Raw genomic sequence first — 22,694 nt, 5'->3', positions numbered from 1 at the left:
AATTGCCACTCGCTATCATTTACTCCCGCAAGGACCGCATCGCATCGCGATAAGCGGTAGGCGACTGGCCGTGCAGTCGGCGGAACTGCTTGGAGAAGTAGAGCGCATCCTGCAGGCCGACGGATGCGGCGATTTGCTCGATCGTCAGCTCCGGACGCTCGCGCAGCATATGCCGCGCTTTGTCTATGCGCAGCTTTAGAAGGAAGGTAACCGGAGACACGCCGGTGCGCTGCTTGAACAAGCGTGACAAATAAGCTCTGTTGTAGCCTAGCGATTCGGCCATATGCTCGATCGACACCGGATGCGCGTACTGCGTCGATAAGTAATGGACAACCTGCTGGAGCAGATGATCGTTTTCTGCCTGCGCGGTGCGGAGCGAGCTGCCGCTTAAGGCGTGCAGCAATGCTTTATATTCAGCCAGCAGCAGATGCATATAGCCGGCAGCCTTTAAATCCGCAGCTGCACCGCTGCGGCGAAACGTCTCGTAGATTTGCCGGAATAAAATGCCGGCTCGCCGTCTGTCGGCTGAGAACACAACCTGCTGCTCATGCGAAAATCCTGCGGCAGCTATAAGCTCCGCCGCATGCGCGCCGTTAAAGGCGACCCAGCGGTAACGCCAAGGATCGTCGCTGTCCGATTCATAGCTGATCAGCTGCTCCGGCTCTATCAGGAAGGTGTGACCCGCATGCAGCGTATGCGTTTTGTCGTTACAAACGAAAGTTCCCTTGCCTTCAAGTACGATATGCATTAAATAGAAGTCGTAAACCTTCGGTCCGAGTCGGTGCAGCGGCTTGGTCTGACTCTCTCCGGCAAACAATACATTCAACTGATTGTTCGCCCCTTGCGTGATAATAGGGTTTGAAGCCACCGTGTACATATCCTGCCGCATTTTACTTTACACCTGCTTTATATTCGAATTGAAATGTTATCACTTGCAGTGTTTTCACTATCATAGCATGTCCAGCAATCAGTAGAGAAGTCACATAAATCCATATAATGAGCACTTTGCGCCATTTCGTTTTTGAGGGGCTTACCTTATACTGAAGTAGAATTAAAATACACACTATAATGATAAAAAGGAACGTGATAGCAAATGGCAAACATTGAGGCGCTAACACAGCAATTTATACAGCAATACGGGGGAGAAGCGGGCGATATCGCCGTATTCCATGCTCCAGGCCGTGTTAACCTGATCGGAGAGCATACGGATTATAACGGCGGCTACGTTTTTCCGGCCGCTTTAACCTTCGGAACGACGCTGCTTATCCGCAAGCGCTTAGATAACCAGCTAGGTCTGGCGACTACGAACTTTCCGTCATCCAAACAGTTCTCGTTGGAATCGATCGTTTATGATGAAGCAGATGATTGGATGAACTACCCGAAAGGGATCGTATATGAGCTGCAGCAAAGCGGAGTTACATTTAAAAACGGCTATGACCTGCTTTACCATGGAGAGATTCCGAACGGCGCAGGCTTATCATCATCCGCTTCAATCGAAGTCGTAACGGCTTACGCTTTGCAAACACTTGAAGGTCTTCCGACCGATAAGGTGAAAATCGCGCTGCTTTCCCAAAAATCCGAAAACGAGTTCAACGGCGTCCAATGCGGCATCATGGATCAGTTCGCGGTAGCAAACGGCAAGAAGGATCACGCCATTCTGCTCATGTGCGATACGCTTGAATATGAGCTTATTCCGTTTCAATCCGGCAGCTACAAGCTTGTAATCGGCAATACAAACAAGCGCCGCGGGCTGGTGGATTCCGCCTACAATGAGCGCCGCAGCCAGTGCGAGCAAGCGGTGGAAGATCTGAAAGCCGCATTCCCTGAGCTGAAGCTGCTTGGTCAAATCAATCTGGAGCAGTTCAACTCCGCGAAGCATTTCATCAAAGACGAAACGGTTCAAAAACGCGCACAACACGTAGTGGAAGAAATAGACCGCGTACTAAAATCAATCAAAGCGCTGCGAGCAAACGATCTCGAACAGTTCGGTCAACTCATGAACGGCTCACATGATTCTTTGCGCGATCTGTACGAAGTGACAGGACATGAGCTGGATTCGATGGTAGCAGCGGCGCGTCAAGTACAGGGCGTACTAGGTTCCCGCATGACGGGCGCAGGCTTCGGCGGCTGCACGGTATCGCTTGTCCATGAAGACAGTATTGAGGCATTCCAAGAAGAGGTAGGTCGCAAATATACCGAAGCGACAGGCCTTATAGCTGATTTCTACGTTTGCAGCATCGGTAACGGCGTTGAACGACTCGTTTAAATAGTAATCACTACTCATACTCGTAAGCGGAGAGGGGAAATAAACAATGGCAGTACTTGTAACAGGTGGAGCAGGATATATTGGTTCGCATGCAGTAGCAGCATTGCAGGAGCGCGGCGAGAAAATCGTTATCATTGACAATTTGCAGCAGGGGCATCGTAAGGCGTTGCTCGGGGGTAAGCTGTATGAAGGCGATCTTCGCGATGCGGCTTTCATGGATACTGTTTTTCAAGAGAACGATGATATCGACGCGGTTATTCACTTTGCAGCGAACTCGCTCGTAGGCGAGAGCATGAAGGATCCGGGCAAATATTATCATAATAACGTCTTCGGCACGCTTTGTCTGCTGGAGAAAATGAATGAATACAACGTTCGTAAAATTGTATTCTCATCCACGGCGGCAACCTACGGCGAACCGGAAAATGTGCCGATCGATGAATACGACCGTACGCTTCCAACAAATGCTTATGGTGAAACGAAGCTGGCGATGGAGAAAATGATGAAATGGTTCGATGTCGCCCACAACATCAAATTCGTATCGCTCCGTTATTTCAATGCGGCAGGCGCGCACGAAAGCGGTAAAATCGGCGAGGATCACAGCCCGGAAACGCATCTTATTCCGATCGTGCTGCAAGCGGCGCTAGGTCAGCGTCCTCACATTTCGGTGTTTGGCGAGGATTACGATACGCCGGACGGAACTTGCATTCGCGACTACATTCATGTCAGCGACCTTGCTGACGCCCATGTGCTGGCCGTTGACCGGCTGCGCACCGGAGCGGACAGCTCCGTTTACAATCTTGGCAACGGCACAGGCTTCTCCGTCAAAGAAGTGATCGACATCGCCCGCGCGGTAACGGGCAAGGAAATTCCAGCGGTCATGGAAGCCCGCCGTGCCGGCGACCCAGCCGTGCTGGTTGCTTCTTCCGATCGCGCTCGTCAGGAGCTCGGCTGGAATCCGAAACGCAACAAGCTGGAAGACATCATTAAGAGCGCCTGGAGCTGGCATGAAGCCAATCCGAACGGATACAACGACTAAGCAAGCTGCTTAAGTGAAAGGAGCAACACCCCGTGGCAAATGAAACACAGACAACGTCATCAAACGATGCGTTGCTTCTCATAGAACGGCTGGTGCAATTCGCATTGGAGCGCCGTTTAATTGAACCGCTTGACTGCGGCGCTGCACGCAACTCTCTCCTCGATTTGTTCCGCTTCACGGAGCCTTTTGAAGGAGACGTGCCGGAGGAACGCTTGGAAAGCGCGGTAGAGCTGCTTGAGCCGCTGCTTGATTACGGCTTCGAGATCGGCCTTATACCTGACAATACGATTACTTTCCGCGACCTGCTCGATGCCCGGATTATGGGCTTGCTGCTGCCGCGTCCATCCGAGGCGAGTAATTCATTCGAGCGGACCGCACGGACCGAGGGCTTGAAAGCAGCGACAGACGCCTTTTATAACCTGAGCATTGATTCCAATTACATTCGTATGGACCGGATTCGCAAAAATCAATATTGGCTGCACGAGACTGATTTCGGGAAGCTCGAAATTACAATCAACCTGTCGAAGCCGGAAAAAGATCCGAAAGAAATCGCGCTGCTCAAAACGATGCCGCAGGCTCATTATCCGAAATGCCTGCTTTGCATCGAAAATGTCGGCTACGCAGGCCGCGCCGATCACCCGGCACGTCAAAACCTGCGCGTGCTGCCCCTGGAGCTGCAATCCGAGCAATGGTATTTTCAATATTCGCCGTATGTTTATTACAACGAACACAGCATTATCTTTAAGGGCGCGCATGAACCGATGGTTATATCGCATGCATCCTTTGCGCGGCTGCTCGACTTCGTAGAGCAATTCCCGCATTATTTCATCGGCTCCAATGCCGATTTGCCGATCGTCGGCGGTTCCATCCTAAGCCATGACCATTTCCAAGGCGGCCGTCATGTGTTCCCGATGGAGGCAGCTGCTACGGATACGTTATTTGTTGATCCGCAGCTTCCGGGCGTACGTTTTGGCATTGTAAAATGGCCGATGTCTGTAGTGCGGATCAATGGTTCTTCTAAAGCCGACGTTCATAGCGCAGCATGCCGTTTGCTTGACGAATGGCGGGGCTACAGCGATGCGGCAGCTGACGTGCTTGCGTTCACAGAGCAAGCTGACGGAACGCTTACGCCGCACAATACGATCACACCGATTGCAAGGCTGCGGGACAATGGAGAATATGAGATCGACCTGGTGCTGCGAAACAACCGTACAAGCGACGAGCATCCAGACGGTATTTTCCATCCGCATCAGAATCTGCACCACATCAAGAAAGAAAACATCGGTTTGATTGAAGTGATGGGGCTTGCCGTATTGCCCGGCCGTTTGAAGGAGGAGCTGGAGCAAATCGCTGCTTATTTGACACCCGCTTCAGCAGCAAATGCAGATGAGGTGCAGCAGGCATCGCATCCGCTGAACAAGCACGCAGAATGGCTGAAGTCACTTACAGAAAAGTTCGGCACTTCATGCTCTCCCGAGCAAGCGAAGTCGATCGTCCAATCGGAAACCGGCGCCAAGTTTCTTGAAGTGCTTAAGGATGCGGGCGTTTATAAACGTACTGCAGACGGCAACGCAGCATTTGAACGCTTTCTTGCATCGATCGGACTTCGGAAAGCTTAACGGGTTTGAGCCTCCTTTAACGCTGGGATTTCAGCGGAATTGGAGGTTCTTTTTTTAATTCTAAGAATTTATAAGTTTCACACTTATATGTGCTTAGAATTCTCCGCGAACGAAGCTTCTCCGCCAGAGGACGGCGAAGCCGTTTACGCTTGTGCAAACGGTTTGTCAAAAATGTATTGAAACCATATTTGTTAAATTATATTAATTTGTAAACAGTCAAAATTTATGGTATTTTTTATATGATATAATCAATGCTTTTTGAAATATTTTTTTAATTTGCTACAAACTATTTATCGGAGGGGTCAAAATGCCCGAAAAAATGTTGCCGCTGGACGATTTTTTGCAGCTAAGCACCGATGAGCAAGTAGAAAAGCTGAAGCGATGGAAGATGGATTATACGCTTAAGGACATTCGTGAGGCGTGGAATTTCAAGCATTCCGCGCAGTATTATATGCTGCTTAAGAAGCTGCGTATTTACGAAAGAGTAGTGAACAAGTCAGACAAATTTTATCCGGTACAAGAGCATTTATTAACTCAAACGAGTGCAGGCGGAGAACGCGGCTGGAGAGGCCAGAACGGCTATTCAGACCGGAAGCTGCCTTCCGACAGCTTTGATTATCATTTGAATACGACGCTGAGCGGTCCGGAGCTGGCGGACAAGCTGGAGAGAATCGCTCACTTCCTTAAGGGCGAGCGTAAGGATGTATCTATCAAGCTGTCAATCGAAGCAGCGGAAGTTCAAGAGGAAGAGCAGGAATAATTAATCACACTGGCAAAAAGAACCGAGATCGGCGAAGGCGTCGATGCTCGGTTCTTGTTTTTTTATCGAAAAATGCAAAGAAATGTCTGATACTGGAATAATTTGCTTTAAAGAAATTGTTTATTTTGAACGCAGCTTACCAAGCTCCGATACGAGCGCTTCAACCTCGCTGATGCTGAATTTATCCTTTGATGCAACTACTTCATATAGATCTTTAATATCCTCGTATTGGTCAATGTTGAAATGGGAAGCCTGCATGGCGGCAGCGGAAGCCATTTTCAGCTTTGTTTTGATGACTTCGATCATAAATTCTACATTTTCCTGCGTTTGCGCTTGTAAATTGGACATGGGGTGCCTCCTAAATGTATTGCCATGCAAAATGGCGTCTTAAGCACGGGCTTATTCGTACGTTTGCTTTGCAGCAATTGTACCATGATTCAAATGACAAAGACCACAAATTGAACAGTTCCTTAAAATTGGATACAATTGAAAGGAGAAACGAACCATAATGGTTTATGTATAAATAGAGCATGAGGCAGGTGCGGTACAACGGAACAAATAGTTAAGAGCGAGCTGGAGCAGTTTTTTGAATCGATTGCGGTTACGCATCCCAATCGCAGCCGTATCGTATTTGTGTGCATCGGGAGTGACCGCTCCACCGGTGATTCATTCGGCCCTTTAGTGGGTACCATGCTTCAGGAGCGGGGATGGCCGCATGTCATCGGTACGCTTCAGAAGCCATGTGATGCCCATGCCGTTGAGCATGCAGCAGCAGCGGTAAGTGAGGATTCGATTGTCATTGCCATAGATGCCTGCTTGGGCAAGATGAAGTCGATTGGCCGCTATATCGTAACGGCTGGACCGCTGCAGCCGGGAAAAGCCATAGGCAGACGATTGCCGGCAATCGGCCATTATAGTATTGCAGGCGTTGTGAATGCAAACGGACCGAAAGCCTATTGGATGCTGCAAACGACATCGCTTTATCTCGTTATGCAAATGGCAAAAGAAGTGGCGGGCGCAATTGATGCGGCATGGGCCACGAGTGCTATGCTTCCGGCATCCGATAATAATGATCTAGAAATTCATATCGTATAGAGGAGAGTGCAGACTATGACTGGACATGCAGACGAACATAACCGCTCGATTACACAGCGAAAGCTGTTTTTGAATAACGGTGTGGAGCTCGCTTATTATGACTCGCATCCCGAAGATGGAGGCGCTGAAGCCGGAGTATCTGATGTTGTCGTGCTATTGCACGGGTATTGCGGCAGCTCGGCTTATTGGGAGCATATTGTACTAGAACTTGAACAGTCGGTTCGCGTAATTGCGCCTGATTTGCGCGGACATGGACGAAGCTCGGCACCTGGCGATGTAACATATACGATGGAATTGTATGCGGAAGATATTGCTCAAATGCTGATTCAGCTGCAAATAAATAACTCGGTTATGCTGGGACATTCGTTAGGCGGGTATATTACGCTTGCTTTTGCAGAACGTTATTCGAAAAAGCTGTCCGGTTTTGGCCTCATTCACTCCACGGCGCTCGAGGATAGCGAGACGGCAAAACAAAATCGCGACAAAGCTGTTGCCTCCTTGGAGGAAAATGGCGTGCGAGCATTTGTCGATGGCTTAATTCCGAAGCTGTTCGCGCCTGCGAACTTGGATGCGCTGCAGTCTGAAGTGGAGAATGGCAAGCAAATTGGCTACGGAACGGCGCTGCACGGGGCAATCGCTACAGCGAGAGGGATGAAGGCCCGCGCAAACCGCAAGCAAATCATCGAGCAGGCCGAGCTCCCGGTGCTGCTTGTAGCAGGGGCGAATGACAAGGTCATCCCGGTTGAAAGCACATTTGCCGCTGTAGGATCAGCAACCGTAAAAGTGCAATTGGACGATGCCGGGCATATGGGAATGCTAGAACAGCCGAAAGAGTTGATAGCGGCTATACTTAGCTTCGTGAAGTCGGTTCGCGCCTAGCGGACTATTGAGTTAAGAACTTGATATTCCGGGAGCAGCAGCATGCGGGGAGGGAAGCCAATTGTTTCAGCGCGACTATTTCATGAGAATGATTGAACAGATGACCGAAGCGGTAGGTCAAATTTTGAACTTGAGGCGGGATCGCAAGCACGAGGAGGCGCTTCTCGTTATCGATGACTTGCTTGACAAGCGATTCCGGTTAAGCAGCAAGCTCATTCGTTCGTTATCTGACGAGGACTTAATGAAAGTTATGACGACGAACGGCATGCTGGAGACCGACCATTTGCAAGCTATCGCTATTCTGATGAAGCAGGAAGCCGAGCTTCAAGACGAGCTTGGACGGGAAGACGAGGGCTTCGCAGCTTACGTCAAGTCGCTGCAATTGTTCATGCGCCTATCAATCGCCCGCGCTGAGCCAACCATTGTCGAGCCGCGGGAGCAAGTAGAGGAACTGCTGGAGCAGCTGCGTCCGTATGAGCTGCCTACGCAGACCAAACGGCTTCTGATGGAGTGGCATGAAGCGGAAGGACGCTACGACTTAGCGGAAAATGTTATGCATGAGCTGCTAGAGGATAACGCACTCTGGGCAGCGGAGGCTGCGGATATTTACAGACGCATGCTGCTGCTGACCGATGAACGGCTGGAGGCGGGCGGCTTACCGCGCGAAGAAATAGAGCAAGGGCTTGCCGAGCTGTTTGCGGCAGAGAAGGAGTGAGTGTGAAGGCATGACGGAACAATGGCAGCAAGACATTCATAATTGGCTTAGCAACGGAGAGCTGCTGCAGGCAACGCTTAGCCAGCTGCGCCGCAAGGACGGCGATGCTTCTCCCAAAACGGTCATACGTCCAGTTCAGTTGAAAAATGGGCTTCATTATCAGTTTGAATATCATTTTGCGAACAAGGTAACGCATGATAATGTTGCGTCAGACTTGGCGGCCGATCGTTTCATTGAGCTGCTGCAGCAAAATTATCGTCAAGCGCTGGTGAAGACGCCAGAGGCGGATGTGCAGCTGTTATTCAATAAGAAAGGGAAGGCGACCTTGCTCGCCAAACCGCCGACTGGAGGCTCGCGCACTGCCGGCTTGCAGCATAACAGGCAGAAGCAGCGGGTGCTGGAAGAAGGCAAAGCTGCCCCGTTTCTGGTTGAGCTTGGCATCATGACGCCGGAAGGTCTCGTTCATGCGAAGAAGCAGGACAAATATCGGCAAATCAACCGGTTTCTTGAGATGGTTACCGATGTGCTCGCTTATTTGCCGAACGACCGTGAGCTTACTATCGTTGATTTCGGCTGCGGAAAATCATACTTAACGTTTGCGCTCTATCACCTTCTGGCAGTGGAGCAGCAAAGGGCTATTAACATTATCGGCCTTGATTTGAAAGCCGATGTCATCGCATTTTGCTCGCAGCTTGCGGACAAGCTTGGCTATGATCGTCTTCGCTTCCTAGTAGGCGATATTGCCGAGTATGAGGAGCTGCAGGCGGCTGATATGGTCGTCACGCTGCATGCGTGCGATACGGCAACGGATGCAGCGCTTGCAAAGGCGGTAAATTGGGGAGCATCCGTCATTATGTCGGTCCCGTGCTGTCAGCATGAGCTGTTTCGCCAAATTAGCAACGACACGTTATCGCCGATTTTGTCGCAGGGCCTTCTAAAGGAACGGTTTGCCGCGCTTGCAACCGATGCTGCAAGAGGCACGCTGCTCGAGGTTCTCGGTTACAAGGTTCAAATGCTGGAGTTTGTAGATCCGGAGCATACGCCCAAAAATCTGCTAATTCGTGCAGTAAGATCGGAGAAGCAAGGGCTTTCCATGAAAAAATGGGAGCAATACGAGCAATTTCGTCAGTTTTTAAATATTTCACCGGCATTCGAGCATATTTTAGCCGAACGTTGGCCTAATCGTTTAGAAAAATAAGCGATTGTCGATACATTTAACATTTGCTACAATGGAAGAAGATGGCTATCAAATGAATGGGTGAACCGTATTGGAATGGATGATCTGGCTAGACTTTAGTATGTTTCTAGTACTGTTCGGCTTGTTTTTCTACGTGTTTGCTTCAAGCTCCGTTACGGTATTGCACCGCATATATTTGTTATTGCATATTGTCTTTATGATATGGCCTCTTTTCCAGTTTGCTTCGCAGACGACTTCTTCAACAATGTACAGACTCTTTTACCTCTCAATTTCCTATATTGGACTTTCGTTGATAGGTGTAGGGTGGTTTGTTTTTATCGTCTTTCTTACCGGCCAGTCGTATGTGATACGGAAGAGCCGGTTGTTCCTTTTGTCTACGCCCGCACTCGTTTCCGTTGTTGCGGTAGCTATAAATCCGAATGGCATGTTTTTAACGATTAATGACCGGTTAGATCCATTGAAACAGCTTCAGCATGGACCGCTGTATTGGATCATGATTGCACAGCTGCTGGTATATATGGCCGTCTCTGTTATCATCATGGTGTACAAGCTGAGCAAGGATGAGTCTGCAAGGCAGCGGACTCTCATAAAAACAGCGATGAACGGTATGTTCGTTCTGTTCTTGTTTTCAATAGGCGATTTGGTCATCAACGTGTTGTTTATTGATTATTTTACCCGATATATTCCGCTCATTTCCGTCGGCATGGCGTTAGCGGCCGTTTATTTAGTTCATGCAATCGGGCGGAACAAGGTGTTTGATATTATTCAAACCGTTCAGCGCGACGTGATGAACACGATGTCGCTGGGTATACTCGTGCTTGATGAGAACGATACAGTCATTGAAGTGAACAAAGTGATCAAGCCGATTATTCGGCTTCGGATCGGTGATACATTTAACCCTTCATTTATAGCATCGCAATTTAAAGAAGAGACGGCAAGGGAGTTTGCTGCATTCTTTGAAGTGCAAAGGAAGCGGCCGCTTGACCGGCTGGAATTCGAGCTGACGGTTGATTTTGACAGGTACCGCCATATTATTGTGCAGTCGGCGCCTATCTTGAATCAGAAGAAAATACCGGTTGGGCGCGTGCTCACCTTTCAAGACGTCACGGAGCTCAGACTGCTCGTTGAAGAAACAAACAGTCAGAATGAGCAGCTGCAGGATCGCAACCGCGATTTGCTTATCATGCAGGACGAGCTCTTTCAAGCGAATAAGAAGCTGGAGCAAATGGCTATCACGGATGGCTTGACCGGATGCTTCAACCGCCGTTATTTACTGCATCAGCTGGAGCAAGAGGTCGTTACTAACATTCGTTACGGAATCCCGTTCTCCATTTTTCTGTTTGATCTTGATTATTTCAAATCGATTAATGACAAGTACGGCCATTTAGTAGGTGATGAGGTGCTGTGCAGCACCGTTGAAGCTGTCCGAAGAACGCTGCGGCATACGGACATACTGGCTCGATACGGCGGCGAGGAGTTTACCGTGTATTTGCCCCATACGAATCGGGAGCAGGCGGATATTATTGCCGAGATGGTAATGGAATCGGTGGAGCAGAACAAGGTGTATACTGGAATAGGCGATCATGCGCTATCGGTAACGATCAGTATGGGTGTTATTTCTATTGAACATTTTGAACCGTCTGACGTGTCAGATCCGAAAGCGTTTTTACGCGAACTGCTGGCGCAAGCCGATGCCGCATTGTATGAAGCCAAATATGACGGACGTAACCGGATTGTGAAACGCAAACTAGCCTAAAAGCCCAAAAGGTCCGGTTTACAAGCGCTATAACTATCGAAGGCGGGATCTTATCTAATGAGAAAAGTGCAAATTGGAATGGTCAAGCCGGGAGACAAGGTTGCAAAGCCCATTTTTCAAGAGAACGGTCACGTGCTTCTTGGCGAAGGGGTAGAACTGAATGAGCGTTACATCGATCGGTTGCTTAACTTGGGCATCGATTTTTTGTTCGTTGAGGACGGTCTGACGACGGATCTTATTCCTGAAGACACCATCCTCGATGAGACGCGCAAGCAAGCGGTCGAAACTATATATAAGACGATGAACTCCTTAAAAGACCAATCCGCAACGAGAGGACGAACAATTGCACCGGATATGGGTCGTAATTTTCGTGCTGTATTTGGGCAAATCATGCAGGATTTAGCAACAAGACCCAATATTCTTGTCAATTTAACCAGCATTCATGCGATGGATGCCTATTTGTTCCAGCATTCTTTTAACGTCGCGGTACTCGCAGGCATAATGGGCATAGCGAAGGGGTTCAATCGAAATCAACTGGAGGAGCTCGGTATTGGCGCGCTGCTCTTCGATATCGGCATGACCAAAATTCCGGCTAAACTGCTTGCTCACACAGGCATTTACTCCGCGGAAGAGCGAACCATCGTCCAAAGCCATACCAAAGAGGGCTTCGATATTTTACGCAAAAATCATGAGATATCTATCGTTTCCGCACATTGCGCCCTTCAGCATCATGAACGCTTTAATGGCTCGGGTTACCCGCGCGGTCTTAAGCAGGATGAAATTCATATGTACGCGCAAATCGTTGGATTAGCCGATACGTTCGATGCATTAACATCACCGAGGCCTTACCGGAAACGGTTTACGGCGAGTGAAGCGATCGAATTTTTGTTTGCGGCAGGCGGAACCTACTTTGACTTGGAATTAATAAAGCTGTTCTGCCGGCATATATCGATCTATCCGATAGCAACTACCCTTCAGCTCAGTACCGGTCAGGTTGGAGTCGTTTCGGAAAATACCGAGCTGGCCGTACACCGTCCGCGCGTGCGGATTATTAAGGAAAAGGACGGAAGCGAGCCGAAATCACCTTATGAAATTGAGCTAAAGAACGAGCTTCATATTACGATTGTGAAAGAGCTTTAAAGTGTATAAAATAATCATTTGGCATAGGAGCTTGGCCCTGCCGGTAATTCTCCTCTCGTATCGTATACGATCCAGACTTTCGATAGCGCGGGCAGATTGTTCCGGACGAGAACAATTTCAGCAGGCGTAGAAGCTTACGCGATTATCGGATAAAGACCTAAACCTTCCGTTAGGCGATTATTTATCGCTGATAGGGAGGTTTCTTTTTGTAATAATGGGAGTTTTACTTTGAATATGAGACCGGTTAAGGTAAAATAATGAGAAATAGACCACCTTAAGGGATGTGTTTAATATGGGATCACAACAGCACCATAAGCTATCTAAGCTCGAGGTGCTGCGAAGAGTACTATTTATTACGCTCGGAGCAGTCCTGGTCTCAGTTGGACTGGAAATTTTTCTGGTACCCAATCAAATTATTGATGGTGGTATTGTCGGTATTTCTATTATCAGCTCTTATCTATCCGGTTTACCGCTCGGACTGTTTTTATTCTTATTAAACCTTCCGTTTCTCGTTCTCGGTTATAAGCAAATCGGCAAAACGTTTGCGATATCAACGCTATATGGCGTAACGGTCATGTCGATAGGAACGTTTCTGCTGCATCCGGTGCCGCCGCTGACGGTAGAGCCTTTTTTGGCTGCCATATTCGGCGGGGTCATATTAGGCATTGGCGTCGGGATGGTCATTCGGTTCGGCGGCTCGCTCGACGGCACGGAAATCGTCGCGATATTATTTAATAAGCGGCTTCCGTTCTCGGTGGGCGAGACGGTTATGTTTTTCAATTTATTTATTCTCGGCAGTGCGGGCTTCGTATACAGCTGGGATCGGGCGATGTATTCGCTTATCGCGTATTATATTGCATTCAGAATGATCGACATTACGATCGAGGGTTTCGACGAATCGAAAGCCGTCTGGATTATTAGCGAGGAATCGAATGAGATCGGTGATGCCATTATGAGCCGGCTTGGCCGCGGCGTCACTTATTTGCACGGAGAAGGCGGCTTTACGGGCGGCAGCAAGCGGGTTATTTTCTGCGTCATTACGCGTCTCGAGGAAGCAAAAATGAAGTCAATCGTCCATGAGCTCGACCCTGTGGCGTTTCTCGCAGTCGGCAATATTCACGATGTGAAGGGCGGACGGTTTAAGAAGCGGGATATTCACTAATGATGATGGTAGGAGATGAATCGCGTTTGTGAAGCGAGTAATTGACCTATCCTGAAGGGATGAAGGAGATAACGAGTTGGATGAGTTTGCGAGTATTCATCATTGGACGGACGCGCGGCAAGCTGCCGAATGGCAGCGGCAGCGCGGTGTAATTATCGGCATCGGTGATGATGCCGCTGTTGTTGATCCGGCCGCGGCGGCGGATGGCGTAGCTGAGCCGAAGCGGCTGCTGCTGGCGGTTGACACGATGGTGGAAACCGTCCATTTCAATGAGACGACGATGCGGGACGAGGATGTCGGCTATAAGGCGCTTGCCGCGAACATAAGCGACATTGCCGCGATGGGAGGCGTTCCGCTGCATGCGCTCGTGTCGGTCAGCGTACCGCCATCGTACAACCCGGAGCGAATGCGCCGGTTGTACGATGGGCTGTACGAGTGCGCCGAGCGCTATGGGGTTGCTGTTGCTGGTGGCGATACGACGTCGTCGCCGCAGCACTTGGTTGTCGCTGTAACGGTGACGGGCACCGTTGAAGCGGGGCGTGAGCTGCGGCGTTCGGGAGCTATGCCGGGCGACGCCGTGTTTGTGACCGGCGCCGTTGGCATGGCGGCGGCTGGGCTGCATGCGCTTCTGGCGGATGCCGGGCTCGCGGGAGCAGCTTCGCTGGTACAGGCGCATCGTAGGCCGAACCCGTCGGTACGGGCTGGCCGGCTGCTCCTGGAGCGGGGGACATGTCGCTCATTAAACGATGTGAGTGATGGACTTGCAAGCGAGGCATGGGAAATTGCCGAGGCGTCAGGGCTGCGGCTCGTGCTTAACGAGCAGCTGCTGCCGAAGAGCGGCAGCATGGCTGCTTATGCTTCGCAAGTCCATGTGGATCCGCTGGAATGGATGCTTTATGGCGGAGAAGATTATGCTCTGCTGGGAACGATGGCTGCTGAAGACGTGGAAGCAATGCAAGCTGCTTTCCGTCAAGAAGGCATTCCTTTCTTTGTCATTGGGGAAACCGAAGCCGGTCTGCCGGGAGTCGAGCTCATATGCAATGAACAAGCATACCAAGGCAAAGGGTCTGGTTCTCGTCCGGTTAAGCGAGCAGCACTTAGTAAACGCGGATACAATCATTTTTCAACATGAACGGGTGAAGAACATGCAAGAGCGGGAAGGCCATGCCGTTTGGCTGGCACATACGGAACAGGATACGATAGACTTGGCGCAGCAGCTTGCTGCTTGGGTGAAGCCGGGCGCGCTGTTAGCGCTGGACGGTGATCTCGGAGCGGGTAAAACTAGATTTTCGCAAGCATTTGCAGGAGCAATTGGCGTGGAGGGCATAGTGAATAGTCCGACCTTCACGATTATCAAAGAATACAAAGGGGAGCAGCTTCCCTTTTATCATATGGATGTATACAGGCTATCGCTTGAAGAAGCGGACGAGCTTGGTTTAGACGATTATTTTTATGGTAACGGCGTGACGATCGTGGAATGGGCAAGCTTGATTAAAGAGCTGCTCCCGCCTGAGCGGCTGGAGCTATTCATAGAACACCTTGGCGGAGATTCGCGGCGTATTCAATTGACCGGCATCGGAGAGCTATACGCTGATTGGTGCAAAGCATTGAACGAGATTGGAGCAGGCAGATGAGACTAGAGCAGAAGCATCAAGCGGGACCGATATTAGCGCTGGATACATCGACGGCATCAATGGCAGCCGCAATCGTAAGCGGTCATGAAGTGTTGGCTGAAATTCAAACGTTGGCGGAAAGAAACCATTCGGTTCATGTCGTGTCGCATATGAAAGAAATGCTGGAAAGCAGCGGCGTTACGGGCAGTGATTTAGAAGCGATTGCTGTCGGCAACGGCCCTGGTTCCTACACAGGCATGCGAATTGCGGTGTCTGTGGGGAAGACGCTTGCCTGGGTTTGGAATAAGCCTCTAGTTGCTGTGTCAAGTCTTGAGGCACTCGCTTATGGCGCTTGGCAGCAAGGTTTTGATAAAGAAGCTGGTGAGATAAGGACTATAGAGGGCGAGCATTGGGTGTTCCCTATTATGGATGCCAGACGTGGACAAGTATACTCGTCTGGATTTGCTATGACAAATAATGAGCAATGGAGCCGCTTTGCAGATGACGGCGTCCGGCTTATGAAGGATTGGGTTGACCGGCTGGCAATGCGGCTAACTAATCAAGCAAATGGAGCTGTTAGCAGCATCTCGCTCGTCGGTGATTTATCGCTGCATGAAACGGAAGCGGAGCGGTTAATGCAGCTTGGAGCAGCAGCTGGCGTAAACGTTCGGCTGCAGTCTTTTGTCCAAGAAGGACGGTGGATTGCGATGCTCGGCCGCACAAGGCTGGAGGCGGGGCTAACCGAAAATCCGCATACCTTTATTCCAAACTATACGCAATTAACCGAAGCCGAAGTGAATTGGAAGGCGAAGCAAGCAGGTGAGGCAAAGGCATGACAGTTGATACGAATAAACTCGTTTATCGTGCAATGACTATGGCGGATATACCCGCAATTGTTGATATTGAGCTGGAGGCGTTCTCTAGTCCTTGGACAACCGAAGCGTTTACGAATGAGCTGATAAATAACTTATTCGCTCGTTACTTGGTAATGGAATATAGAGGTGAAATTATCGGTTATGGCGGGATGTGGGTCATAATGGATGAGGCGCATGTGACGAATATCGCGGTCCGATCAGATTTTCGCGGACAAGGGCTAGGCCATCGTTTGCTTTTTGAGCTGCAGCGGACGGCGGTATTTTTTGGCGCCGTAAAGATGACTTTGGAGGTTCGGGTGTCAAACGAAATTGCGCAGCGGCTTTACCGCAAGTTTGGCTTTGAGCCGTCCGGTATCCGGCCGCGCTATTATTCGGATAATGAAGACGCGCTTATTATGTGGGCGGAGCTTGACCGTGAGCGGTTGAAGACAGGGGAGCAATGAACGTGAGTAACTCAGAACATACCGTAAATTATGAATTGGCAAACGATATTATTTTAGCTGTGGAGACGAGCTGCGATGAGACGTCAGTAGCTGTTATTCGCGGCGGCAAACATATATTATCTAATGTTGTCTCGAGCCAAATCGAGATTCATGAGCGCTTCGGCGGAGTTGTGCCGGAAATTGCCTCACGCAAGCACGTGGAGTCGATAACGCTCATTATTGAGCAGGCGGTAAAGGAGTCTGGTTTAACGTTAAAGGATATGTCGGCCGTAGCTGTGACTCAGGGTCCAGGGCTCGTGGGAGCGCTGCTCGTCGGGATCGTAGCCGCCAAGAGTCTGGCGATGGCACTCGATATTCCGTTAATCGGAACGCATCATATTGCCGGACATATTTATGCAAACGAACTCGTGCATAACATTGAATATCCTTGTATGGCGCTCGTTGTTTCCGGCGGTCATACCGAATTGGTGCTGCTCGAGCGCGAAGGCGAATTCCGTTTGATCGGCCGTACGAGGGATGACGCGGTAGGTGAAGCATATGACAAAGTGGCGCGCGCGCTTCATTTGCCGTACCCTGGCGGACCGCATATCGACCGGCTCGCAGTCGGTTCGGAAGAAACCATAGATCTGCCTCGTGCATGGCTGGAAGCGGACAGCTACGACTTTAGCTTCAGCGGCTTGAAATCGGCGGTGCTCGCTGTTATTAACCAAACGCGGATGAAGGGGCTGCATTTGAATGAAGCTGCTCTAGCGCGCGGATTTCAGGAGTCGGTTACGGAGGTGCTGGTCACAAAAGCGCTGCGTGCTGTTCATCAATACGGTGCTAAGCAATTGCTGCTTTGCGGCGGTGTTGCGGCCAACCGTGGCTTACGAGCTGCATTGACAGAACGGTGTGAGTCGGATGGCGTTCCGCTGCTTATTCCTCCGAACTCGCTTTGTACGGATAACGCGGCAATGATTGGCGCTGCCGCACAACTCAAGCTGAAACGGAAGCAGTTCAGCGATCTTGATATGAAGGCCGATCCCGGATTTTCACTGGAAAGCTGGTCTGTTGGAAGCTAGAGGCGGGAAGCTGGAAGCTAGAAGCTAGAAGCTAGAAGCTAGAAGCTAGAAGCTGAATGGTGCACCTTCGCCCGTGGTAAAATGAACAGGAAAAGCTCCCTCTATTATTCTATATACGATGTTTGTCTCTGGTTTAACGGGAATTTCTCCCGCTGATTCGGCACGTTACCTGTGCAGGAGGGATTTTCCACAAGATTACCGGGAGGTTTTCCTGTAAAATGACCCCAAAGAAAGTATTCGAACAAGATTAGCAGGAGCTTTTCCCATTCGTATTATCTTCTTGTGCTATTGTGATTACGGGCAGTGTACGGTCGCCAAGCCGTTTCGACAGAGTAATTAATTTTTTGAATTGACAGACTATTTATAAGAGCATATAATAAGCAACAATACTTTAAACTTCATACGTTACAAACGCAAAGAACAGGATTAGTAAAGTTTGTCCGGGATTGTCGGCAGCAACGTAATGGATGATATTCATTCTTACCGGGCTGTGACACAGAGAGCTGCGGGTCGGTGCAACGCAGTCGAAGGATACTTGAAACTCGCCTGGGAGCGGAGCAGTGGAAGCAGAGGCAGCGCAAGCAACGGAAGGCATGCCCATGCAGTACATTGGTACGGTTAACCCCCGTAATCGGGTGCATGTGAGTCAACATCCGGAGTTGGCCATATGCTTAAGGTGGGCGTCCTGCTCGTTTGCGAACGTATAGGGTGTCAACAAGGGTGGTACCGCGCGGGTCATTATAGCCTGTCGTCTCTTGAATTTAGAGACGACAGGCTTTTCTTGTTGTCCTGGAAGTGAAGTATGTGAATGGAACTACCGTAGGCAACAAATAACATAGTGTGGAAACGCAATGAACAGGAGCAGTAGAACATTAGGCTGGCAAAGCGAATTCGAAGCTTTCCTAACTCACTAATCGGTGAGCAGGAGAATCGGAATAGCGCAGAGAGCTGCGGGGTGGTGCGACGCAGTCGAAGCTGAAGTTTGAATCTCGCCTGGGAGCGGATCGATGGAAACGGGTTGTCTTTCCGGCAGCCAAGCGTACATCGTTACGGCTAGCCACCGTCATCGGGCATTTAAGCGGGTACGGACCCGCAGTAAGCAACATGGATGTCTTGAAGAAGACAACTGTAAACAGCTTCTGCATCAAGGTCCGGCCAATTAGAGTGGCACCACGGCAGCGTATAAGCTTGTCGTCTCTTACAAGGAGACGGCGAGCTTTTTTTTGTAAATATAAGAAAGTATAAATTTGAACCTTATACGATGCTTATATTTCACCGCGAAACGAGCTTATGCCGTCAAGGACGGCGCAAGCCGTTTACGCTTGATCCAAAAAAATTCAGGAGGTTAACGACTATGACAAACGAAATGAAAAAAATACAGATTTTTGATACGACATTAAGAGATGGCGAGCAATCGCCGGGTGCATCGCTGGATTCCGAGCGCAAAATTGTGATTGCCCGTCAACTGGGGAAGCTGGGCATTGATGTCATTGAGCCGGGATTTGCCGTTTCGAGTCCAGGTGAATTTGCGGCTATTCAACAAATTTCAAGGGAACTGCAGCATGTAGAAATTGCCGGTTTTGCCCGGGCGGTAAAGGTAGACATCGATGCTGCAGTAAAGGCAACGCAGGATGCGGCACGGAGAAGGCTTCACCTGTTTATCTCCTCATCGGATATTCATCTGAATCACCAGCTGCGTAAATCACGCGACGAGGTTGTAAAGATTGCTCGCGAGATGGTCGCCTACGGTAAACAATTTGTTGATGAAATTGAGTTCTCGGCGATGGATTCTACGCGTTCAGGCCGTGACTTCGTCATACAGCTTGTAGAAGCGGTTATTGCCGAAGGCGCCACTATTATTAATTTACCGGATACGCTCGGTTATGCGATGCCGGATGAGATGGCAGAGCTGTTCCGTTCGGTTCGAAAGCAGGCGAGAGGAGGAGAAACGGTAAGGTATAGCGCACATTGCCATAACGATCTTGGACTCGCGGTAGCAAACAGTCTGGCGGCAATTAATGCCGGCGCAACGCAAATCGAAGTAACGATGAACGGTATCGGCGAACGAGCGGGTAACTGTTCGCTTGAAGAGCTTGTTATGGCTATTGAAACGCGCAAGGATGCGATGCAGGCGGAAACAAATATCGACATTAGTGAAATCTATGAAACATCACGTATGGTCAGCCGCGCGATGCATTTCCCGATCGCTTACAATAAGCCGATTGTAGGCCGCAATGCCTTCCAGCACGAGTCCGGTATTCATCAGGATGGTCTGCTGAAAAATCGCAATACGTACGAAATAATGGATCCGGAAGCGATGGGTATTCCACGTAATATGATTATACTGGGCAAGCATTCCGGTCGCCATGCCATTAAGCATCGGCTGTCTGAATACAGCATTGAGGTAACGGACGCGCAGCTGCAGGATGTTTATGACAAGTTCAAAGAGAAGGCTGACGCGCAAAAAATCGTAACCGACGATGAGCTGATTCGTATTGCAGGCGAGTTAACCCACACACAGCCGGATCCTTATGTACTCGTTGATCTGCAAGTATATGCAGGTACACAACGTTCCCGGACGGCAACGGTAACGATTCGTGAAAATGAGTTCGGAGCAGAGAAATCGTATATCGCAATGGGAGCAGGTCCGCTTGAAGCAGTTATCCATGCGATCCAGCAGGCGATTCCAGTCGCCGCCGAATTTGAGGATTTGGAGCTGCACTCTTTATCCACAGGCGAAGATGCTCACGGAGAGGCGGTTGTCAGCATTGTTCACAAGCAGCAGCGCTTCCGGGGCACTTCCATACACAACGACATTGTTTTAGCAGCGGCGCAAGCGTATGTTGCGGCTTGTAATCAAGCGGTTATGACAACGGGCAGCAGAGTCGTCGACTCGAGCTCAAGCAGAGCGGCTAACTAATCGATGATCGATTCAAAGCGTTACCATTCAAAATAATCTTTATTGGGAGAGGATCGTTTTGAATAAAATTATTGATTATTACAACCAATTTGATGAATGGGGGCGTCTCGACAGAGAGCCCCTTGAATTCAAGGTGAACTGGCATTACATCAGACGGTTTCTACCGGAAAGCGGCCACATTTTAGATAATGGTGCGGGTCCGGGAAAATACGCAATGGAGCTGGCGAAATGCGGATATGATGTTACACTTACGGACTTGACTCCAAGGCTTGTCGAAATGGCTCGCGATAAGGCGGTCGAGCTCCGTCTAACAGAACGCTTCAAAGGCTTTTATACTGCGAATGCAATGGATTTGAATAGGTTTGCGCCCGAGCAGTTTGATGCTTCTCTTATGTTGGGTCCGCTGTATCACTTGCAGCAGCTGGACGATAGAAGCCGTGCTGTAAAAGAGCTTTTCCGCGTTACGAAGAGCGGTGGCGTCGTTTTTGTAGCCTTTATGACCCGAATCCGGCATTTAATGACCTCACTCGCACATCCGCAAAGTTGGAAGCCTAACGATAATATCGATGACATTCAAACTTTTTTGGAAACGGGTCTATTTAATCATTCGGACGAAGGAAGGTTCACAGGCGCTTACTACTTTAATATAGAAGACATAAGACCGTTCATGGAATTACACGGATTTGAAAGTGTTAAGCTGATCGGATCATCGGGCATAGCTGGTTCTCTTAAGCAGGAGCAATTCGACTATTGGCGTTGTTGTGGAGATGAGGTATATACAAAGATTATGGATCTTATCTATAAGTCAGCCGAAAATGTGAATATATTAGGTGTTTCCTCACATTTGTTGTATATCGGGAAAAGAAAATAACTCGTTTTCCTTCCAAAATTAGTGTTGTGCACAAAGTTATCCACAAACGGTCGCGTTTTTGTGAATAAAGTTATTTAATGCCCTAAAACACTGGGTTTACGGCAGCTTAACATTGTGAGTGAAAAGGGGATAGAATTTTCAAAAATGCATTGTGAATATTGTGGATAATGTGGATTAATGCCGCCGTCCTGTGAAAATGGACCTACAAATGTCGGATTACCGCGAAAATAGTACGTCATTACTGGATTGCTTTCGACAGAATTAACTAACAATTTATTCAGTGTTGTGGATATTTCTGTGTATAAGTGTGGATAGAACTTTATCCTTCTTTTCAGCGATATTCGTTCAGTGGAGGCCTCTATTTTGCGCTTGCGTTGCGGAGCGCAAAAACTTTGCGTGAATTACGAGTGAAGTTTTCGGTGAAAAAGCGATTGGCATACGTTATCGTAAAACTATAACGCATACCAATTACATAAATCTCACCTTGCAACGGTAAGCTCTCGCAGGCGTTAAAGTGTGAATGGAGGTTATCCACGGAATGGAGAAGCAAACGGTCATTCAGGTAAGCTCGATCAGCAAGTATTATGGTGCGAATACAGCAGTCGATCATGTATCCTTTCAAGTAAAACAAGGCGAAATTTTCGGTATAATGGGAACGAATGGCGCAGGAAAAACGACGCTGCTGGAAATGTTAATGGGCCTTCGTACGCCGGATACGGGAAGTATTGAAGTACTGGGATTTGATGCGCTCCAAGAAGCAGAACGTCTGAAGGAAGAAATCGGGATCCATCTGCAAAGTACGTCCTTAGTCGATAAAATGAATGTGCGTGAAGCGCTGGAGGTTTTTCAAGCCTTTTATAAACGTAAAAGCGATCTGAATCGTATTATCGAGCAATTCGGGCTCGGTCCTTATTCAGATAAATTGATTAAACGATTGTCAGGCGGTTGGAGGCAACGAACGGCACTTGCAATTGCGCTCGTGAACGATCCGAAAATTATTTTTTTGGATGAGCCAACAACCGGCTTGGATCCGCAAACCAAAAAAGATTACTGGTCATTATTGGTTGACTTAAGGAAGCAAGGCAAAACCATAGTGGTAGCTTCACATGATATGGAGGAGCTTCAACGCAACTGTAATCGTGTAGGAGTCATGCGAAAAGGAGAGTTCATTATATGCGACAATCCCTCAAGACTTATCTCGGAGCTGCCGGGCGGCGGATTGACGATGGAAGCGGTCTATATGTATTATGCGGTAGATATACAAGGGAGTGTTAGCGTATAAACG

Annotated in this window: 22 protein-coding genes; 20 read left to right on the top strand and 2 right to left on the bottom strand. The window is 49.1% G+C overall.

The annotated features are described in order from the left end of the window. Window positions 1–19: 19 nt before the first annotated feature. Complete coding sequence (locus DFP97_RS19480) at window positions 20–889, bottom strand: AraC family transcriptional regulator (RefSeq protein ID WP_114381860.1); 870 nt, start codon at window positions 887–889, stop codon at window positions 20–22. Between the two features lie 204 nt (window positions 890–1,093). Here DFP97_RS19480 and DFP97_RS19475 point away from each other — a divergent pair, with 204 nt between their 5' ends. From DFP97_RS19475 to DFP97_RS19460, 4 genes are all read left to right on the top strand, one after another. Continuing rightward, window positions 1,094–2,266: a galactokinase gene (locus DFP97_RS19475; protein WP_114381859.1), complete on the top strand. Its 1,173-nt coding sequence runs from the start codon at window positions 1,094–1,096 to the stop codon at window positions 2,264–2,266. A 46-nt stretch (window positions 2,267–2,312) separates the two neighbouring features. Beyond that, window positions 2,313–3,302, top strand: a complete 990-nt coding sequence (gene galE / locus DFP97_RS19470; protein WP_114381858.1) for a UDP-glucose 4-epimerase GalE — start codon at window positions 2,313–2,315, stop codon at window positions 3,300–3,302. 32 nt (window positions 3,303–3,334) lie between these two features. Continuing rightward, window positions 3,335–4,921 (top strand): UDP-glucose--hexose-1-phosphate uridylyltransferase, encoded by a 1,587-nt coding sequence (locus DFP97_RS19465; RefSeq protein ID WP_114381857.1) that lies wholly within the window; start codon window positions 3,335–3,337, stop codon window positions 4,919–4,921. Between the two features lie 307 nt (window positions 4,922–5,228). Continuing rightward, on the top strand, window positions 5,229–5,681 hold the full coding sequence (locus DFP97_RS19460) for a hypothetical protein (protein WP_114381856.1): 453 nt from the start codon (window positions 5,229–5,231) through the stop codon (window positions 5,679–5,681). A gap of 120 nt (window positions 5,682–5,801) precedes the next feature. On the opposite strand, the gene DFP97_RS19455 is transcribed toward DFP97_RS19460, so the two are convergent. Beyond that, a complete protein-coding gene (locus DFP97_RS19455) occupies window positions 5,802–6,029 on the bottom strand; it encodes a DUF1128 domain-containing protein (RefSeq protein WP_114381855.1) in 228 nt (75 codons plus the stop codon). Window positions 6,030–6,239: 210 nt separating this feature from the next. Between DFP97_RS19455 and yyaC the strand changes: the two genes are divergently transcribed. From yyaC to DFP97_RS19375, 16 genes are all read left to right on the top strand, one after another. Next, window positions 6,240–6,776 (top strand): spore protease YyaC, encoded by a 537-nt coding sequence (gene yyaC, locus DFP97_RS19450; RefSeq protein ID WP_114381854.1) that lies wholly within the window; start codon window positions 6,240–6,242, stop codon window positions 6,774–6,776. A 15-nt stretch (window positions 6,777–6,791) separates the two neighbouring features. Next, window positions 6,792–7,655, top strand: coding sequence for an alpha/beta fold hydrolase (locus DFP97_RS19445; protein ID WP_114381853.1), 864 nt, complete (start codon window positions 6,792–6,794; stop codon window positions 7,653–7,655). 61 nt (window positions 7,656–7,716) lie between these two features. Then, window positions 7,717–8,370 carry a DUF6483 family protein gene (locus DFP97_RS19440; RefSeq protein WP_114381852.1) on the top strand — a complete coding sequence of 218 codons (654 nt, stop codon included), beginning with the start codon at window positions 7,717–7,719 and terminating at the stop codon, window positions 8,368–8,370. 10 nt (window positions 8,371–8,380) lie between these two features. Further along, entirely contained in the window at window positions 8,381–9,568 is a 1,188-nt protein-coding gene (locus DFP97_RS19435) for a class I SAM-dependent methyltransferase (RefSeq protein ID WP_114381851.1), read from the top strand. 79 nt (window positions 9,569–9,647) lie between these two features. Next, window positions 9,648–11,324 carry a histidine kinase N-terminal 7TM domain-containing diguanylate cyclase gene (locus DFP97_RS19430; RefSeq protein ID WP_245976447.1) on the top strand — a complete coding sequence of 559 codons (1,677 nt, stop codon included), beginning with the start codon at window positions 9,648–9,650 and terminating at the stop codon, window positions 11,322–11,324. A gap of 57 nt (window positions 11,325–11,381) precedes the next feature. Further along, on the top strand, window positions 11,382–12,464 hold the full coding sequence (locus DFP97_RS19425; protein WP_114381849.1) for an HD-GYP domain-containing protein: 1,083 nt from the start codon (window positions 11,382–11,384) through the stop codon (window positions 12,462–12,464). 292 nt (window positions 12,465–12,756) lie between these two features. Then, complete coding sequence (locus DFP97_RS19420; RefSeq protein WP_114381848.1) at window positions 12,757–13,626, top strand: YitT family protein; 870 nt, start codon at window positions 12,757–12,759, stop codon at window positions 13,624–13,626. A gap of 76 nt (window positions 13,627–13,702) precedes the next feature. Then, on the top strand, window positions 13,703–14,758 hold the full coding sequence (gene thiL / locus DFP97_RS19415; RefSeq protein WP_114381847.1) for a thiamine-phosphate kinase: 1,056 nt from the start codon (window positions 13,703–13,705) through the stop codon (window positions 14,756–14,758). Window positions 14,759–14,771: 13 nt separating this feature from the next. Next, complete coding sequence (gene tsaE, locus DFP97_RS19410) at window positions 14,772–15,260, top strand: tRNA (adenosine(37)-N6)-threonylcarbamoyltransferase complex ATPase subunit type 1 TsaE (RefSeq protein ID WP_114381846.1); 489 nt, start codon at window positions 14,772–14,774, stop codon at window positions 15,258–15,260. Next, a complete protein-coding gene (gene tsaB / locus DFP97_RS19405; protein WP_114381845.1) occupies window positions 15,257–16,075 on the top strand; it encodes a tRNA (adenosine(37)-N6)-threonylcarbamoyltransferase complex dimerization subunit type 1 TsaB in 819 nt (272 codons plus the stop codon). Before tsaE ends, tsaB begins: the two co-directional genes overlap by 4 nt. Beyond that, the gene (rimI, locus tag DFP97_RS19400) at window positions 16,072–16,557 is read left to right on the top strand and encodes a ribosomal protein S18-alanine N-acetyltransferase (protein WP_114381844.1); all 486 of its coding nucleotides are present in this window, start codon (window positions 16,072–16,074) and stop codon (window positions 16,555–16,557) included. Before tsaB ends, rimI begins: the two co-directional genes overlap by 4 nt. Before the next feature lie 2 nt (window positions 16,558–16,559). Further along, complete coding sequence (gene tsaD / locus DFP97_RS19395) at window positions 16,560–17,618, top strand: tRNA (adenosine(37)-N6)-threonylcarbamoyltransferase complex transferase subunit TsaD (RefSeq protein ID WP_245976433.1); 1,059 nt, start codon at window positions 16,560–16,562, stop codon at window positions 17,616–17,618. A gap of 560 nt (window positions 17,619–18,178) precedes the next feature. Further along, a complete protein-coding gene (locus tag DFP97_RS30850) occupies window positions 18,179–18,325 on the top strand; it encodes a hypothetical protein (protein ID WP_181873591.1) in 147 nt (48 codons plus the stop codon). A 659-nt stretch (window positions 18,326–18,984) separates the two neighbouring features. Continuing rightward, window positions 18,985–20,538: a 2-isopropylmalate synthase gene (locus tag DFP97_RS19385; RefSeq protein ID WP_114381926.1), complete on the top strand. Its 1,554-nt coding sequence runs from the start codon at window positions 18,985–18,987 to the stop codon at window positions 20,536–20,538. A 58-nt stretch (window positions 20,539–20,596) separates the two neighbouring features. Next, entirely contained in the window at window positions 20,597–21,409 is an 813-nt protein-coding gene (locus tag DFP97_RS19380) for a class I SAM-dependent methyltransferase (RefSeq protein ID WP_114381841.1), read from the top strand. Window positions 21,410–21,947: 538 nt separating this feature from the next. Further along, a complete protein-coding gene (locus DFP97_RS19375) occupies window positions 21,948–22,691 on the top strand; it encodes an ABC transporter ATP-binding protein (RefSeq protein ID WP_114381840.1) in 744 nt (247 codons plus the stop codon). The last annotated feature ends 3 nt before the right edge of the window (window positions 22,692–22,694 follow it).

The organism is Paenibacillus prosopidis (assembly GCF_003337375.1).
Taxonomy (GTDB): domain Bacteria; phylum Bacillota; class Bacilli; order Paenibacillales; family Paenibacillaceae; genus Pristimantibacillus; species Pristimantibacillus prosopidis.
This window is presented reverse-complemented; position numbering and strand designations above follow the sequence as displayed.